Origin of the sequence: Parafrankia colletiae, assembly GCF_001854655.1 — a bacterium.
In the GTDB taxonomy this organism is placed as follows: Bacteria; Actinomycetota; Actinomycetes; order Frankiales; family Frankiaceae; genus Parafrankia; species Parafrankia colletiae.
In genome coordinates, this window is record NZ_MBLM01000136.1 from 43,333 (window position 1) to 59,054 (window position 15,722).

General features: G+C 73.9%; 12 protein-coding genes. 3 read left to right on the forward strand and 9 right to left on the reverse strand.

What is annotated here, in order from left to right; translation table 11 throughout:
- The first annotated feature begins 32 nt into the window (after window positions 1-32).
- Genes CC117_RS23105 through CC117_RS23115 form a run of 3 tightly spaced genes read left to right on the forward strand, consistent with a single transcriptional unit; the run spans window position 33 to window position 5,109 of the window.
- Window positions 33-1,079, forward strand: coding sequence for an LLM class flavin-dependent oxidoreductase (locus tag CC117_RS23105; protein ID WP_071087544.1), 1,047 nt, complete (start codon window positions 33-35; stop codon window positions 1,077-1,079).
- Complete coding sequence (locus CC117_RS23110) at window positions 1,076-3,283, forward strand: hydantoinase/oxoprolinase family protein (RefSeq protein ID WP_084132638.1); 2,208 nt, start codon at window positions 1,076-1,078, stop codon at window positions 3,281-3,283. Before CC117_RS23105 ends, CC117_RS23110 begins: the two co-directional genes overlap by 4 nt.
- On the forward strand, window positions 3,280-5,109 hold the full coding sequence (locus CC117_RS23115) for a hydantoinase B/oxoprolinase family protein (protein ID WP_241830343.1): 1,830 nt from the start codon (window positions 3,280-3,282) through the stop codon (window positions 5,107-5,109). Before CC117_RS23110 ends, CC117_RS23115 begins: the two co-directional genes overlap by 4 nt.
- Here the strand turns inward: CC117_RS23115 and CC117_RS23120 are convergent.
- The 9 genes from CC117_RS23120 to CC117_RS23160 form a co-directional block, all read right to left on the reverse strand.
- Complete coding sequence (locus CC117_RS23120) at window positions 5,001-6,440, reverse strand: amidohydrolase (RefSeq protein WP_084132632.1); 1,440 nt, start codon at window positions 6,438-6,440, stop codon at window positions 5,001-5,003. The genes CC117_RS23115 and CC117_RS23120 overlap by 109 nt on opposite strands.
- Window positions 6,437-9,103, reverse strand: a complete 2,667-nt coding sequence (locus CC117_RS23125; RefSeq protein WP_071087550.1) for a xanthine dehydrogenase family protein molybdopterin-binding subunit — start codon at window positions 9,101-9,103, stop codon at window positions 6,437-6,439. The genes CC117_RS23120 and CC117_RS23125 overlap by 4 nt, the downstream gene beginning before the upstream one ends.
- Window positions 9,100-9,585, reverse strand: coding sequence for a (2Fe-2S)-binding protein (locus tag CC117_RS23130; protein WP_071087553.1), 486 nt, complete (start codon window positions 9,583-9,585; stop codon window positions 9,100-9,102). Before CC117_RS23130 ends, CC117_RS23125 begins: the two co-directional genes overlap by 4 nt.
- The gene (locus tag CC117_RS23135; protein WP_071087611.1) at window positions 9,578-10,507 is read right to left on the reverse strand and encodes an FAD binding domain-containing protein; all 930 of its coding nucleotides are present in this window, start codon (window positions 10,505-10,507) and stop codon (window positions 9,578-9,580) included. The genes CC117_RS23130 and CC117_RS23135 overlap by 8 nt, the downstream gene beginning before the upstream one ends.
- 272 nt (window positions 10,508-10,779) lie before the next feature.
- On the reverse strand, window positions 10,780-11,412 hold the full coding sequence (locus tag CC117_RS23140) for a GTP-binding protein (protein WP_206744824.1): 633 nt from the start codon (window positions 11,410-11,412) through the stop codon (window positions 10,780-10,782).
- Between the two features lie 69 nt (window positions 11,413-11,481).
- Entirely contained in the window at window positions 11,482-11,907 is a 426-nt protein-coding gene (locus CC117_RS23145; RefSeq protein WP_198541955.1) for a DUF742 domain-containing protein, read from the reverse strand.
- 73 nt (window positions 11,908-11,980) lie between these two features.
- Complete coding sequence (locus CC117_RS23150; RefSeq protein ID WP_071087555.1) at window positions 11,981-12,430, reverse strand: roadblock/LC7 domain-containing protein; 450 nt, start codon at window positions 12,428-12,430, stop codon at window positions 11,981-11,983.
- 7 nt (window positions 12,431-12,437) lie between these two features.
- Window positions 12,438-14,306 (reverse strand): ATP-binding protein, encoded by a 1,869-nt coding sequence (locus tag CC117_RS23155; protein WP_071087556.1) that lies wholly within the window; start codon window positions 14,304-14,306, stop codon window positions 12,438-12,440.
- 623 nt (window positions 14,307-14,929) lie between these two features.
- Window positions 14,930-15,715 carry a hypothetical protein gene (locus CC117_RS23160; protein ID WP_071087558.1) on the reverse strand — a complete coding sequence of 262 codons (786 nt, stop codon included), beginning with the start codon at window positions 15,713-15,715 and terminating at the stop codon, window positions 14,930-14,932.
- Window positions 15,716-15,722: the final 7 nt, after the last annotated feature.

The following is a 15,722-nucleotide window of genomic DNA, read 5'->3' on the forward strand; positions in this document are numbered from 1 at the left end:
CACCGAAAAGCAGCAAGCACGGAGGTGCTCACGTGAAGTTCATCGGCCTGTCGGCACTCGCGCAACTGCCCGACCTGGCCACGGGGCGGATCCCGACCGAGACGGAGGTGCTGCGCCGGGCGGTCGACTACGCGGTGTTCTTCGAGGAGCTGGGCTTCGACGGTTTCGGGATCGGGGAACGCCACCACACACCGYTCCTGGCCACCGCCCCGACCGTGGTCCTCAGCCACATCGCCGCGCTGACGTCGACGATCCGGCTGTTCACCGGGGTGACGCTGCTGTCGGTGCTCGACCCGGTACGGGTCGCCGAGGACTACGCCACGCTCGACCACCTCTCCGGCGGGCGGGTCGAGCTGGTCATCGGCAAGGGCGCCGGGCCGCAGCAGGCCGAGCTGTTCGGGCTCACCCGCGAGCAGGCACGCGACGCGCTGAACGAGAAGTTCCGGCTGCTGCACCGGCTGTGGACCGAGCGCGACGTCACCTGGCAGGGAACGTTCCGTCCGCCGCTGCACGGGGTCACGACCCTGCCGCGCCCGTTGCAGGACCGGCCGCGGATCTGGCACGGCAGCGGCACCTCCACCGACTCGGTGGACCTCGCCGCCGAGTACGGCGACCCGGTCATGTACTCGAACGCGTCGCTGCCGACCGCGAAGTACGCCTGGCTCGCCGACCGCTACGCCGAGCAGTGGGCCGACCGCGGCCGTGACCCCGCCCGCCGCTACGCCGGCGCCGGCACCCCCGCCTTCTACTGCGCGCGTACCTCGCAGCAGGCCCTCGCCGACTTCCGGCCGGTCTACGAGGCGCGGCTGCGCACCGCCATCGGAATCGGCGCGTCGCCCGACTTTCCCACCCTCGAGGACTTCGTCGAGCGCAGCCCGGCGCTGATCGGAAGCCCCGCGCAGATCATCGAGAAGGTGCACCGCGAGGTCGAGCACCTCGGCCACCGCGCGCAGATCTTCAGCGTCGAGACCGAGGGGCTCAGCGACGCCCTTCGGCGGGAGAGCTTCGAGATCTTCGCCAGTGACGTCGCCCCGGAGCTGCGCCGCTCCATCCCCGACCCGCCGTGGCCGGCAGGATGACCGCCCCGGACCCCGGAACCGGCCCTGGCGCGGACCCCGGCCCCGGCGTCGGGTACCGGATCGCGGTCGACGTCGGGGGGACGTTCACCGACCTGGTGCTGCGCCGGCCCGACGGGACCCAGCTCGTCCACAAGACGAGCTCCACCCCCGAGGACCCGACCGTCGGCTTCGTCGCCGGCCTGCACGCCCTGGCCGCGGCCGAGGGGCGGGAGGTCCGCGACCTGCTCGCCGGCACCGACCTGCTCGTGCACGGCACCACCATCACGACCAACGCGCTGCTCACCGGCACCGGGGCCCGCACCGGGCTGCTGACCACCGAGGGCCTGCGCGACGTCATCCTGGCCCGGCAGGGCAGCCGGGACGACCAGTTCGCCTCGAAGGCGGCCCCACCGCCGCCGCTGGTGCCCCGTCACCTCATCGAGACGGTGCGCGAACGGGTCGACAGCACCGGAACGGTCGTCACCCCCCTCTACGAGCAGGACGTCCGCCGCGCCGCCGGGCGTTTCCGCGCTGCCGGGGTGGAGGCGGTCGCCGTCAGCTTCCTGTTCTCCTACCTCGCCCCCGACCACGAGCGGCGGGCGGCCGAGATCCTCGAAGCCGAGCTGCCCGGGGTGTTCGTCACCGCGTCCTGCCGGCTGGTGCCCGAGGTACGGCTGTTCGAACGGACCACGACGACCGCGCTCAACGCCTACGTGGGCCCGATCCTGCGCGGCTACACCGAGCGGCTGGCCCGCCGGCTGGCGGACCTCGGCTACCGCCGGCCGGTGCTCGTCCTGCAGTCCAACGGTGGGGTGGTCAGCCTGCCGCGGGCCGCCGAGCGGGCCGTGGAGACCCTGCTGTCCGGGCCGGCCGGTGGCCCGGCGGCGGTCGCGCCGGTCCTGGCCGCGCTCGGCCTGCCGCAGGCGATGGCGATGGACATGGGCGGCACCAGCTTCGAGGTGAGCCTGTCCCGGCGCGGGCGGACCGAGACGACGAGTCAGGGGGTGCTCGGCGGGCATTCGATCTGCCTGCCGATCCTCGACATCGCCACGATCGGGGCCGGCGGCGGGTCGGTGGCCTGGGCGACCGCGGGCGGCATGCTGCGCGTCGGCCCGCGCAGCGCCGGGGCCCGGCCCGGGCCGGCCAGCTACGGCCGCGGCGGGACGGAACCGACGGTGACGGACGCCGACCTGCTCCTCGGCTACCTCGACGAGGCGGCGTTCAGCGACGGGATCAGGCTTTCGCGGGCCGCGGCGGCCAGCGCCGTCGGCGCCCTCGCCGAGCGGCTGGGCATCGGGCTCACCGAGGCCGCCGCCGGCATCCACCGAACGGTCAACGCCGCCATGGCGGACCGGCTGCGACTGTCCACGGTGCGCCGCGGCCTGGACCCGCGGCGCTTCGCCCTGGTCGCCGCCGGCGGCGCCGGTCCGTCCCACGCGGTGGAGATGGCCCGCGAGCTCGGTGTCCCGCTGGTCGTCGTGCCGGGGGCGGCGTCGGTGTTGTGCGCCCGCGGGATGCTGCACGCCGACCTGGTCCGCTACTACGTCCACTCGTTCGCCGGGCGTGATCCGCACCCGCCCGCGACCGTGCTGGAGCAGGCCCTGAACGGGCTGGTCCAGCAGGCCGAGGCGGACCTGCGGGAACAGGGCGCCACCGGCGCCGTCTCCTACACCCGGTTCGCCGACGTGCGCTACGTCGGCCAGGTGCACGAGATCTCGGTGGCGTTCGCCGACGGCACGCGTCCGGACGCCGCCGCCGTGGCCGACCTGCTCGCCCGCTTCCACCTCGAGCACGAGGAGCGGTACGGCTACGCCCAGCCGGAGCTTGCCGTGGAGTTCGTCAACGTGCGCCTGCTCGCCCGGGCGCCCGCCGCGCCGCCGTCCCCGTCGCCGCCGCGGCGGGTGTCCGGCGCGGCCGTGCCGATCGCCCGGCGGCAGGCCTGGTTCGAGGGCGGCTACCGGGAGGTGGACGTGTACGACCTGGAGACCCTGCCCGCACATCGGCGAGTGGAGGGGCCCGCGCTGTTCGCGCATCCGACGACGACCCTGGTCGTCCCGCCCGGCTTCGTCGCCGAGCTGGCGGACGACGGCAGCGCGCTCGTCCACCCCGCCACCGAGGCCCTGGACGCCGTCCTCGACCGCCTCCGCCGCGGCGCCGACCCGCGGCCCGCTGTGCCCGCCGGCGCTGTGCCCGCCGGCGCGGTCGCGATCGGTGCGGCGCCGTGACAGCGCTGCCTGCGCCTCTCCAGCCGCCGGTGCTGCCGGCGTCGCTGGAGCCGCCGGTGCCGGGCGGCGGGCCGGATCCGGTCCTGGCCAGCGTCGTCGACAACCGGCTGCACGCGATCGCCGAGCAGATGGCCGACGCGATGCTGCGCTCGTGCCGTTCGATGGTGTTCCAGAGCCGCGACTTCGTCACCGGCATCTTCACCGCGGACGGCGACTGGGTCGCGACCAAGGACTACATCCCGGTGCTCGCCGGCTCGTTGCCCAGYGCCTACGCGGGCATCGTCGGCCGCTTCGCCGGCGACGTCCACGACGGCGACGTGTTCATCCTCAACGACCCCTACCACGGCAACAACCACCCGCCCGACATCACGATCATGAAGCCGGTGTTCCACCAGGGCGTGCTGCGGTTCTGGAGCGTGACCAAAGGGCACCACGTCGACGTCGGCGGCACCGTGGTGGGCTACAACCCGTATGCCCAGAACTGCTGGGAGGACGCGCTGCGGATCCCGCCGGTCCGGCTGTACCACCGCGGCGAGCGCCAGCGCGACGTCTGGGACCTGATTCTGCTGAACCTGCGGCTGCGCGACATGGTCGAGGCCGACCTGCTCTGCCAGATCGGCGCGGCCACCATCGGCGAGCGTGAACTGGTCACCATGCTCGACACGTTCGGGGTCGAGCCGGTGCGCGCCGCGATCGACTACCAGCTCGAGGCCTCCCGCCGGCACATGCGCGCCGAGATCGGCCGGTTCCCCGACGGGGCGTACCGGGCCGTCCGCTACCTCGACGACGGCGGCGCCCACCACCGGGAGCCGATCGCCGTCCGGCTCACCCTGACCATCCGCGGCGAGCACGCCACCTTCGACTTCACCGAGTCCGACCCGCAGGTCGTCGGCTACGCCAACTCCACCTACGCGAACACGGCCGCCTCAGTGCTGATCGGCCTGTTCGCCGTGACGGACCCGGGCCAGCGCCGCACCAGCGGCGCGCTGGCGGCGATCGACATCGTCACCACCCCGGGCACGATCGTGCACGCGGTGGAACCGGCGGCAACCTCCCTGTGCACGGTGACGGCCTGCGAGACGATCGTCGAGACCGTGTGGGCGGCGATCGCCCGGGCGGATCCGGAGGCGACGCACGCCGCCTGGTGCCGGGGCTATGCCTTCGCCGCGATGGGAGTCCACGCCCGCACCGGCCGGCCGTTCGGGGTGACCGGGGCGCTCAAGGGCGGCTCGGGCGCCACCGCCGGCTTCGACGGCTGGGACGTCGTCGGCCCGCCGGTGGCGATGGGCGGCGGGCGGGAGGTCGACGTCGAACTGCACGAGATCGCCGCCCCCACCACCGTCCTGCGCCAGGAGTACGAGACCGACTCTGCGGGTGCGGGGCAGTGGCGCGGCGGGCTCGGCGGGGTGTCCTTCTGGCGGATCGACCAGGACGACGTCGACGTCCTGTGCATCGGGTCCGGCACGCTCGGCCTCACCGCGCCGTTCGGCGTCGCCGGGGGCCACCCGGCGCCGGCGAACCGCGGCCTGGTGCACCACGCCGACGGGCGGGTCAGCGAGCCGCTGACCAACTCGCTGATCCAGCTGAACCGAGGGGACGTCGTCGAGATCCACACCTCGGGCGGCGGCGGCTACGGCGACCCGCACCAGCGGCTTCCCGCCGCGGTCGCCACCGACGTCCGCGACGGCCTGGTCTCGGCAGCGGCCGCCCTGGACGTCTACGGCGTGGTCCTCGACCCGGCCACCGGCACCGTGGACGACGCCGCCACCGCGCGGCTGCGCGCGGCCCCGCCGCCGGCCGGCGGGGCCGACGGGGCCGACGGGTAGGTCTCGGCGCCCTCCAGGGAACGCCGGGTGGCCACGTACTCGTCGCGGGACATCCGCGGGCGGGCGGCGGTCAGCGCGCGGGCCCGCGCCGCGCCGTCCCGGAGCAGCTCGACGGTCAGCAGCGCCATCGCCTTCGCCGGGGCGATGACGCCGCGGTCGGAGTCGGCGATGTAGAAGCCACTGCTGTGCGGGCCGTACCCGGGGGTGGCTCCGCCGGACAGCACGCTCAGCACGGGCATGACCCGCGCCAGGTCCGCCACGTCCGTGCTCACCCCGGAATGCCCGGTGATCTCGTGCACCCGGACCTGCCCGGCGCCGACCGCGGCCCGCGCCGCCGCGGCGGCGAGCTCCGCGCCGCCCGGGTCGGCCTCCAGCGGGAAGTACCCGGCGGCCGTGGTGATCTCCACGGACGCCCCGAGGGCCTGCGCACCGGCCCGCAGCGCCCGGTCCACCTTGCCCGAGGCGTCGCGCAGCCCGTCCACCGTCGCCGCCCGCACCATGATCTCCAGTCGGGCCTCGGCCGGCACGCTGCTGATCGCGTTCCCTCCGGCGCTGATCGTGTAGTGCACCCGGACGTGGTCGGCGTCGCGGAACGTCTCGCGCTGCGCGTCGATTGCCACGGTCGCCACGGTGAGCGCCTTCTGCGCGTCCACCCCCGCCCACGGCTCGTGGCCCGAGTGCGCGGCCCGGCCGCGGAACACCACGTGCTTGGTCACCGCCCCGTTGGCGCTCGCGCCGGCCCCGCCGAGGACCTCGATGCTCGGGCCGTCCGGCGTCGACACGGTGGCGTGCGAGGTGATCGCCAGATCGACGTCGTCGAACGCGCCGAGGCGGATCAGCTCCGGCTTGCCGATGATGAACTCCAGCCGGCCGGCGGCCCGCTGCTCCAGCCGCCAGCCGACCTCGATGGTCTCCTCGGCCGGCACCGCGAACAGCACGACGTCGCCGTCGAGGTCGCCCATCACCTCGGCCAGCCCCAGTCCGGCGCCGATCATCGCGGCGACCTGCGCGTTGTGCCCGCAGGCATGGGCGGCGCCGGTGGCCGCTCCGGCGAACGGGTGATCCGGGACGGCCAGCGCGTCCAGCTCCCCGATGATCGCGACGGTCGGCCCGGGGCAGCGCCCCCGCAGCCGGGCCCGCACCCCGGTGATCGCGAGCTCCGTCTCGGGTCGCAGCCCCATCGCCCGCAGCTCCGCCTCGACCCGGGCCGCGGTCCGGACCTCCCGGAAGCCGGTCTCGGGATCGCGCAGGATCGCCTCGCTCAGCGCTGCGATCCGTCCGGCCTGGCGGTCGATGGCGGCCAGCACCCGCGCGTGGTCGGGAGCCGTCAATCTTCCTCCTCGGTCGCGGGGCCGGTCAGCGGCCGCCGGCCGCCGGTGCTCGTCACCGCCCGGCGCAGTGACAGCAGCCGGAGGACTTCCGGCGGGGTGAGCGGGAGCCGGGTCACCGTCCCCGGGTCCGCCGCCTGCGGATCGGGCACCGGTGGCCGGGGCGTGCCGGCCGCGGCGGCGATCGCGTCGGCGACGGCGTTCGCGATCGCCGCCGTGCCGCCGATCACCCCGCCCTCACCCGCCCCCTTCACCCCGTCCGCGTTCCACGGCGTGCGCGCCGGGACGTCCGCATGGTGCACCCGCAGCTGGGCCGGCATGCCGCTCGCCGTGGGCAGCGGATAGCCGGCGGCGGGATCCACCGGTGCCCCGTCGGGCGTGTACCGGACGCTTCCGAGCAGCGCATCGCCGATCGCGAACCCGATCCCGCCGTGGACCTGGCCCGCCAGCAGCAGCGGGTTGACGACCGTGCCGCAGTCGTCGAGCGCCAGGTGGCGCAGCGGCACCACCGCGCCGGTGCCCGGGTCGACCTCGACCACCGACACGTGGACCCCGTAGCCGAACGGCGTGCCCGCCGGCCGGAACTCCACCTCGGCAGCCAGCTCCCGTTCCCCTGTCTGCGCCCCCTCCCCGGTCGTCCCGGTCCCGGTCTCGGCCTCGGTCCGGCCGCCGTCGTCGCTCCCGGCCGGCCTGTCCGGATCGGCGCGCCGGTGCGCGCGGGCGACCTCCCGCCAGGGGAGGACGGGGCCGGTTCCGTCGGTGCGGGCGAACCCGGTGCCGGTCAGCGTGACGTCCGTGACCGGCACCCCGAGCAGGGACGCCGCGACCCGCAGCGCCCGCCCGCGCAGCTCCCGGGCGGCGAGCCGAGCTGCCCCGCCGCCCACCGACGCCGAACGGCTGGCCATCGTGCCCGCGCCCCAGCGCACCCGGTCGGTGTCGCCGAGCCGGACCACGACGTCCTCGACGGGCAGGCGCAGCTCGTCGGCGACGATCTGGGCGAGCATCGTCTCGTGGCCCTGGCCGCTGGGCGCGATCCCGGCGGTGACCTCCACCGTGCCCTCCTCGTCGACCCGCACCCGGGACAGCTCCGCCGTCCCGCCGCCGCTCGGCTCGACGAACATGCCGAGGCCGATCCCCAGCGGCCACCGGCCCGGCCCGTCGGCGTCGGTGGCGGTGGCGGTGTCGGTGGCGGAACGCCGGCGGGCCTGCTCCCGGCGCAGCTCCTCGTAACCCGCCAGCTCCAGCGCCCGGCGCAGCAGGGCCGGGTAGTCGCCGCTGTCGTAGGGCGGCCAGGGGATCGACACCGCGGAAAGATGCAACGTGGTGCCGGAGTCGAACGGCATCTGCTCCGGCCCGACCAGGTTGCGCAGCCGGACCTCGGCCGGGTCGGCCCCGACCCGGGCCGCCACCAGATCGATGATCCGCTCCATCACGAACGTCGCCGGCGCGACCCCGACCCCGCGGAACGAGCCCGACGGGGTCTTGTTCGTGAACACCGCCAGCGATTCGGCGGCGTAGGCCGGCACCCGGTAGGGGCCGGGGACCGCCGCGGGAGTGCCGATCGCCTCGGACGCCGCGTTGGTGAACGAGTAGGCCCCGATGTCGCTGGCGATCCGGTCACGGACCGCGAGAATCCGCCCGTCCGCGTCATGCCCGACCTCGACGTCGTGACGCTGGTCGCGCCCGTGCGTCGTCGCCACCAGATGTTCGGCCCGGTCCTCGGCCCAGGCCACCGGCCGGCCCAGCCGCCGGCTCAGCCAGGCGACCACGAACTCCTCGGGGTAGGGCTGCATCTTCGTCCCGAACGCCCCGCCGACGTCCGGCAGCACCACCCGGACCGCGTCCGCCGGCAGGCCGAGCGCCGTGCGCACCGCGTCCTTCACCCCGTGCGGGATCTGCGTGGACGTCCACAGGGTCAGCCGTCCCGCGGTGGCGTCCCAGGCCGCCACCAGCCCCCGGGTCTCCAGCGGCGTGCCCGCCTGCCGGGCCAGCGACAGGCGGACGGAGAAGGTGCACGGCGCCGCCGCGAGCGCCGCCACCACGTCCCCGCGGACAGCCCGGACGACCTGCTCGACATTCGCAGGGCTCGGGCGTCCCGGAAATCCGTCCGCCTCGCCACCTGCCCCGGCGGGCACTCCGCCGCCTGCCCTGCCGTCTTCCGGATGCAGCACCGGGGCATCCGGCCGCAGGGCCGTGTCGAGATCCACCACGGCGGGCAGCGGCTCGTAGTCGACGGTGACCAGTTCGGCGATGTCCTCGGCGATGTAGCGGTCGGCGGCGACCACCACCGCGACCGGCTCACCGACATAGCGCACCCGGTCGATCGCCAGCGCCGGCTGGGCGGAGACCAGCCCCGGCACCGGGCCGCTGGCACTGGGCAGCAGCGGCGGGCCGTCCGGGAAGTCGGCGGCTGTGACCACCGCCACCGTTCGCGGATCCCGCCGTGCCGCGGTGACGTCCACCGCGCGCAGCACGGCGTGCGTCCGCCGACTGCGGACGAACACGGCGGTCAGCTGACCGGGCAGGCGGATGTCCGCCACGAACCGGCCGTGCCCGCGCAGCAGGCGGTCGTCCTCCCGCCGGCGCACCGGCGCCCCGAGGGGACCCGGCGCCCCGAGGGGACCCGGCGCCCCGGGGGGATCCTGCGCCCCCACGGCATCCGTCATGTCCGGCCCTCCGGCCCGGTTCTCACCAGTGAGCGGGCAGCCCGGAGAATGTTGACGTAGCCGGTACACCGGCACAGGTGGCCGTCGAGTGYGGCGAGCAGCTCCGCCTCGTCCGGCGGGGACGGCTGGTCGAGCAGGTGGCGCAGGGTGAGCACGATGCCCGGCGTGCAGAAGCCGCACTGCAGCCCGTGGTGCTCGCGCAGGGCCGCCTGTACCCGGTCGAGCGGGCCGTCCGGCGGCGCCACGCCCTCGATCGTGGTGACCTCGGCGCCGTCGGCCTGCACGGCGAGGACCAGGCAGCTGCGCACCGCTGCCCCGTCGAGCAGGACGGTGCAGCTGCCGCAGTAGCCCTGCTCGCACCCGAGATGTGTCCCGCTCAGGCCGAGCCGGTCGCGCAGCAGGTCGGCCAGGCTCAGCCGGGCCGGGACGTCGACCTCGTGCCGGGTCCCGTTCACCGTCGTCCCGATGCGGTGGTCACTCATGGGGCTCCCGCGGGGCTTCCCGGCCGGCCGGCGGGGGTGTCTGCCGAGACGGCTGCCGGTGCGCCCGCCGGACTGCCTGCCGCAGCGCCCGGCTGACCAGCTCCCCGACGACCTCACCCGGGTAGCCCGCGTTCGGGTGTTCCTCGTCCGGGTGGCCACCGCAGCTGGGGGATCCGCCGCGGAGGACGGCCCGTTCCGCCCGCCGCGCCCGCACCGGCCGGTCCGCGACGCCGAACAGCGCGATCCGGGCCGCGGTGATCGTGCCGTCGTCCCGGACGCCGACCTGGGCGAGCACCCCGCACAGTGCTGCGTTGGCCCGCGGCGCGACCTCGACACAGGCGGCTCCCACAGCCACGGCACCCTCCCCGGTGTCCGGCGCACGGCCCGGGAACCGTGGCGAGAGCGGGAGCTCGACCGCCACGGCCACCTCGTCAGGGTGCAGGGCTGTGTGGCCCGCACCCAGGTAGAAACCGGCGGCGTCGATCCGGCGGGTGCCGTGCGGACCGCGGGCGTGGACCACACCGTCCAGGGCTACCAGCACGGCGGGCAGCTCGCCGGCCGGGTCGGCATGGACCACGCCGCCGACGACCGTGCCGCGGGTGCGGGTCTGCGGATGCCCGACCCGACGGACGGCCTCGGTCAGCAGCGGGCACTCCTGCCCGACCACCTGATCCCGCTCGACCTGCCGCTGGGTCACCCGGGCGCCGACGAGCAGGGTCGCGTGTGCCGTCCGCTCGATCCGGTCCAGGTCCGGCACGGCCCGCAGGTCCACCAGCAGCGATGGGCGCAGCGCGCGCCGGGCCATGGCCGGCAGCAGGCTCTGCCCCCCGGCGAGCACCCGGGCGCCGGGATGCTCGGCGAGCGCGCGCACCACCTCGTCCAGCGACCGCGGGCTGAGGTAGTCGAACGGCGCCGGTTTCATGCCGGCCTGCACACGAACGGCTCGCCGCGGTTGATGGACATGAGAGGACCTACCCCGTGTAAGGCGTGCCCGGTTCCGAATGGCGTGGATGAGCCGCGGTCAGCTGACCGCGCAGGCCGTGCGGCGGTCGGGGGACCCCGTCCCACGTGCCCGTTCACCTTCACTCGGAGAGATCATCCGGAACACCCCTACAGTCCCCCACTTTTTGCCGTGACCTGCACGGACGGCAGCCGGACCGGAGGCACCGCTGATGGCCGCGACCGGCCCCGGCACTAGCCGCTGGATCCGGTGTCCGGCCGGTCCGCGGACCTGGCCAGCGCCAGAGTGTGAACGACCAGATCCCGCAGCACCTGCCCGGTCGAGGCCGAATCCCGGGCGTCACAGGTGACGAGGGGGACCTCCGGGCGCAGGCCGAGAGCCTCCCGGACGTCGCCGACGTCGTGCCACAGCTTTCCCTCGAAGCGGTTGACGGCGACGATGAACGGAACCGTCGAGTCGTGCTCGAAGTAGTTCAGCGCGGTGAACGACTGCTCGAGCCGCCGGCTGTCGACGAGGACGATGGCGCCCAGCGCGCCCCGTGACAGGTCGTCCCAGAGGAACCAGAAGCGTGGCTGCCCCGGGGTGCCGAAAAGATAGAGAATGAGATCCGGGTACAGAGAGATGCGGCCGAAGTCCATGGTCACGGTGGTCGTGTGCTTCGTCTCGCTCAGCGTGAGGTCATCGATGCCCTCGCCGGCCTCCGTCAACCACGCCTCGGTGTTCAGCGGCGGGATCTCCGACACCGACCGGACCAGCGTCGTCTTGCCCACCCCGAACCCGCCCGCAATGATGATCTTCGCGGAGATCGCGGGCGGAGGGTCGCCGGCGGTGGCCGTCGGAGCGGCCTGACCGGTGGAGCTGGCCACAGCCGCGGCGCTGCCGTCCAGACGGAATCCGTTCACGGGCGTCCGCCCGGGTGCCGGATCCCGCGGCCGTCAGACCGGGAGCTCACGCAGGCCACTGAGGATCCTTTCCAGAACGGTGCGGTCGTGGTGGTAGGTGTGGGCTGTGGGATGCAGCAGCACGGCTCCCTGCGCGGCGAGATCGCTGATGAGTACACGGACCACTCCGAGCGGAATGGCGAGCATCGCGGACAGTTCGGCTATCGACAGCTGCGACCGTGCCCGCTCGTAGAGCGCCCGGGACTCCGGCATCAGTGTTTCGCTGAGCGTCGGATCGTAGCGTGGAACGGAGACCATGGTTTCCATCAGGAGGTGGTGCCGGGCCCTCGTCCGCCCGCCGGTGAGGGCGTACGGCCGGATCCGCCTGCTGCGCGGGCCCGGTTTCTCCTGCTTCTCCTGCCTTTCCTGRCTCTCCCGCTTCTCCGGTGTGCTCTGCGCGGCGTCTTCGGACATGGTCATCTGTCTCACGTTCCTGGTTCGTCGCGCCCGGTGTGGTCCGCGGGGGTCTGACGCGCCGCGTTGCCGCATCCGCTCAGCTCAGGCCTGGTAGCTGCGGGCCGACCAGCACGCGGCGCAGGTCGGCGCGACGGTCCGGAGTGAGGGCGTGGCCGGCGTGCAGGACGAACTGGGTCATCTCGTAGGCGACGACCTTCATGTCGCAGTCAGGCCCGGTCAGCACCGCGAGGCCGGCCCCGTCGTTGATGCCCATGAACAGGAAGTAGCCCTTGGACATGCGCACGATGATCTGTTCACAGGTTCCCTTGGAGAACAGCTGCGCGCTGTTGCGGGCAAGGCTGATCATCGCGCTCGCGATCGCGGCGAGCTGGTCACGCTCGGCCGACGAGACGCCGTCGGACGCCGCCAGCGACAGCCCGTCGGCGGAGAGGATCAGGGCGTGGGAGACGCCATGGACCTTGCCCACGAAGTCATTGATCAGCCAGCGGAAGTCGAAGTCCGCAGGGCGATTGCTCTGATCCGTCACTGATTTCCTAGTCCCCTCGCTGGTGCCGGTGGGCAGTCTGTTCGCCTTCGGTGAAGGCATCGAGGTCCGCGAGCAGCCTTGCGTGGTCGGCGGCCCGGTCCTCGCCCGGGGTCGTCGGCTGCGTCCGATGACCGTTCAGTCCGTTGCTGCCGGGACCGTCGGGACCGGGAGCAGCCGTGTCGTGACCGGCTGAGCCGGTGGGAGCTGACGCCGTCGCATCGACGTCCTCGGCGCGGACTGGATCCGGCCCCGCGGTGTCGTTGCCCGCGCCATCCGCAGCCGCGTCACTCGCGGTCGTGTCAGCCGTGTCGGTCGGTGTCTCGGTCTCGCCCGCGTCCGGGCCGGGCGTGCCGGCCGTCGTGGGGCTGCCCGAGTCTCCGGGCGGGCCGGGGGGCTGGTCGGTGGCCGCGGTCCGCAGGCTGCGGGAGACCCGGCGGGGGAGGCCCGTCGACGTTGTCCCGCTCGTCAGCGCCTCCGTGGACGGGGGCCCGGAGAGCAGGCCGCTCCGTTGGGCGGCATCCGGAGCGGTGTCGGCGGGCGGAGAGCCTGGACCGCCGAACAGCGAGCTCGGTGACCGTCCCGTGGTGCTGTGGGTGGCGTGATCGACGGCCGCGGAGCGGCTGAGGGCCGACAGCCGGAAAGCGCCGTCGTGTGGACCGCCGTTGTGTGGACCGGAGCCAGGCCCCGCGGCGGAACCGGTGCCCGCCGCCTGGGTCGCCGCGGACTCGTCGGCGCCCCCGGTGGCGTCGTTCCGGGCAGCGTTGCCCCGCACCGGGAATCCCCTGCCCGCGGCACCTGCGGGGCGGGGCTGCACCGTCTGGGCTCCCGACCAGCTGCCCTCGGGCAGCTCGCAGATCAGGCCGGGCGGGATCAGTACCGAGGCGGTCGTGCCGTGCGGCTGGCGGGTGTCCAGCCACGTCCGCAGGCCGTGCCGGATCGCCAGTCGGTGGACCACAGCGAGACCCATGTGGCGGACGGCATCATCGTCCAGGACCGGCTCGCCGGCCAGCCGCTCGTTGATCTGCGCGAGCCGCTCCGGCGGGAAGCCGATGCCGTCGTCCTCGACGCGCAACAGCGCGCTGCCGCTTTCCGTCAGGTGGACGCCGACCCGCACCGGCGCGGTGGGCGGCGATGACCTGGTCGCGTTGTCCAGCAGTTCGGACAGCACACGCCCGACGTCCTCGGCGGCGAACCCGATGACACCGAGCGAGACCACCCTGCCGATCACCACCCGGGAGTAGTGGTCGATGGACGACATCGCCGCACGGACGACGTCGACGAGCGCGGTGCTGTCGGCAGTGTCCTCGCTGGCGTCGTGGCCTGCGAGGACGCGCAGGTTCTCGGCGTTGCGGCGCAGCCGCGCCGCGAGGTGGTCGAGACGGTACAGCTCGGCGAGGCGGTCGGCGTCCTCCTCCTTCGCCTCCATCTCCTCGAGCTGGGAGAGCAACAGGTCGACGAGGTTCAGATCGCGCAGCGCGATGTCCGCGCAGATCGCGGCGAGCGCGTCGGAGCCGCTGCCCGCCGCGCCCTGCGCCGCACCGTTGCGGACCGCGGCGGACGCGGCGCCGGTCCCCTCCCGGTGCGACCTCGCCGTGCGCGAGATCCGTCCCGCGGGCGCCGTCGGCGTGCCCGGCCGCGCGGGCGCGGGCGATGACGGCCCGCGCTGCGGTGCGCCGGCGGCGGGAACCCCCGGCCGGGTGCGGGCCCTGGCAGACGGCGGGGTCGGCCGGTCGCCGTCGCCGCTGCCGTCGCCGGCTGGCTCGGACGCCTGTTCGCGTGACTCGACCTCGGCGTCGGGCGGCGGGGACGCACTGTCGCGGGAGGCTCCCAGGAGCGCGCGTGATCGGTTGAGCAGATCTCGTGCTCGCGGCGTCATCGCGTCCCACTTGCTCTCGTCGGGTATGGGACTCTCCTGACACCGGTAGCCCCGCTGGGGAGCTATGCAACCAGAAGCACTGGTTTGTGTTCAACTGCGACTTTCTCGATCATCTGACTACGGACCTCCGGCGGAACGAGCTGTTTCTCGTTTTGATTAGCCTCGGCCGCGTGATGGGCATCCGCCGGGTCGGTTCCCACACTGGCGAGGTGGGTTCGGATCGTTGTCCTTGCTACTCCGGAACAAATTTGGGACAAGTTGTCGCCGGTTTCTGTACATCTGCTCGAACCTGGGATATTAGGATCCTGGATGTGGTCGGTTGACCGGCTGGCCGTGTTGTCCGCTTCCGTGGCCAGCTGGTCCGTATGCGTGGGTCGCCGCCGTCCGGGCCCTTCGCCGCAGGTACCGCTCCTGACGGGCACCAGATCCTGCACGGGCCGCTCGTGYCGGCGGGTGCCGCCCTGGGCTTCGGTGGTATGAGTTGGGCGTCCGCCTGGTCACTCGGATCGGGAGTGAGATCCGGCCTCCTGCTCGCGGGGTCGTCCCACGGTGGAACCGCGCCGCGGCCGCCTGGAACGAGCCGGGGGCGCGGAGATGCGGCGGGCGGGGCTGGCCGCGGGCGGTCAGTGGCTCCTGATCTCGAAGGTCGCCCGGCCGGCACCGGTGACGCCGAGTGGCCGCCGGACGCCGGGAATTCGCAGACTTATGGCGGCGGCGAGACTGTAGTGGCCGGGAGGCAGTCCGGGGCTCGCCAGATGAATCGTGACGGATGGCGCGAGAACGGCACCCTGGGAGTGCAGCGGCGGGTGTTGTCGAACCGGCGCTCCTGTGTCAACGGATTCGACGTCGATACCACCGCCGAATCCGTTCCCGTTTCCTTCTGCTCCGGGGACGTCGACGGGATCCACCCGAGCCACCGCGAAATAGTCGAGTGATCCCCAGGGTGGAAGGGCCTGGCCGCCGACGCGCAGCGCCAACCAGATGTCAAAAGGTGACCCAGCGCGCGGTGCGGCCGGCTCGACGCGCGCGTGGAGGTGGGCTCCGCCCGGCGCAGGTCCGGTGCCGCTGCCCGCGCGGTCGGCCTGCGGGTCATGGTGGACGCCCGGCATGACATGTGTCAGGTGGGCCTCGATGAACGTCGTGAGATTCGCCGGTGCCCACGACGGCCAGCGTGCCTCGATGCCCCCGCGGGAGTGCCGGACGCTGGTACTGCGCACCGCGTTTCCCTCCATGAGCAGCCGCACGACAAAGCTTTCCTCGTGCTGAAGGTCCGGGTGCCGGCGGTCCGGGTGCTCGATCGCCCGCGCACCCTCGGCCGTGTCGGCGCCGGGCAGCGGTGCTGTGCCGGTGGGCGGTGCTGTGCCGGTGGACGAGGTGGGGAGCGGGAGGGGTGGCGGGACGTCGTCCATCGTTGCC

Excerpts from the sequence above, each read along its gene's own strand:
- CC117_RS23125 (WP_071087550.1), bottom strand. The coding sequence starts at position 9,103 with ATGACGGATGCCGTGGGGGCGCAGGATCCCCCCGGGGCGCCGGGTCCC.
- CC117_RS23135 (WP_071087611.1), bottom strand. The coding sequence starts at position 10,507 with ATGAAACCGGCGCCGTTCGACTACCTCAGCCCGCGGTCGCTGGACGAG.
- CC117_RS23160 (WP_071087558.1), bottom strand. The coding sequence starts at position 15,715 with ATGGACGACGTCCCGCCACCCCTCCCGCTCCCCACCTCGTCCACCGGC.
- CC117_RS23155 (WP_071087556.1), bottom strand. The coding sequence starts at position 14,306 with ATGACGCCGCGAGCACGAGATCTGCTCAACCGATCACGCGCGCTCCTG.
- CC117_RS23110 (WP_084132638.1), top strand. The coding sequence starts at position 1,076 with ATGACCGCCCCGGACCCCGGAACCGGCCCTGGCGCGGACCCCGGCCCC.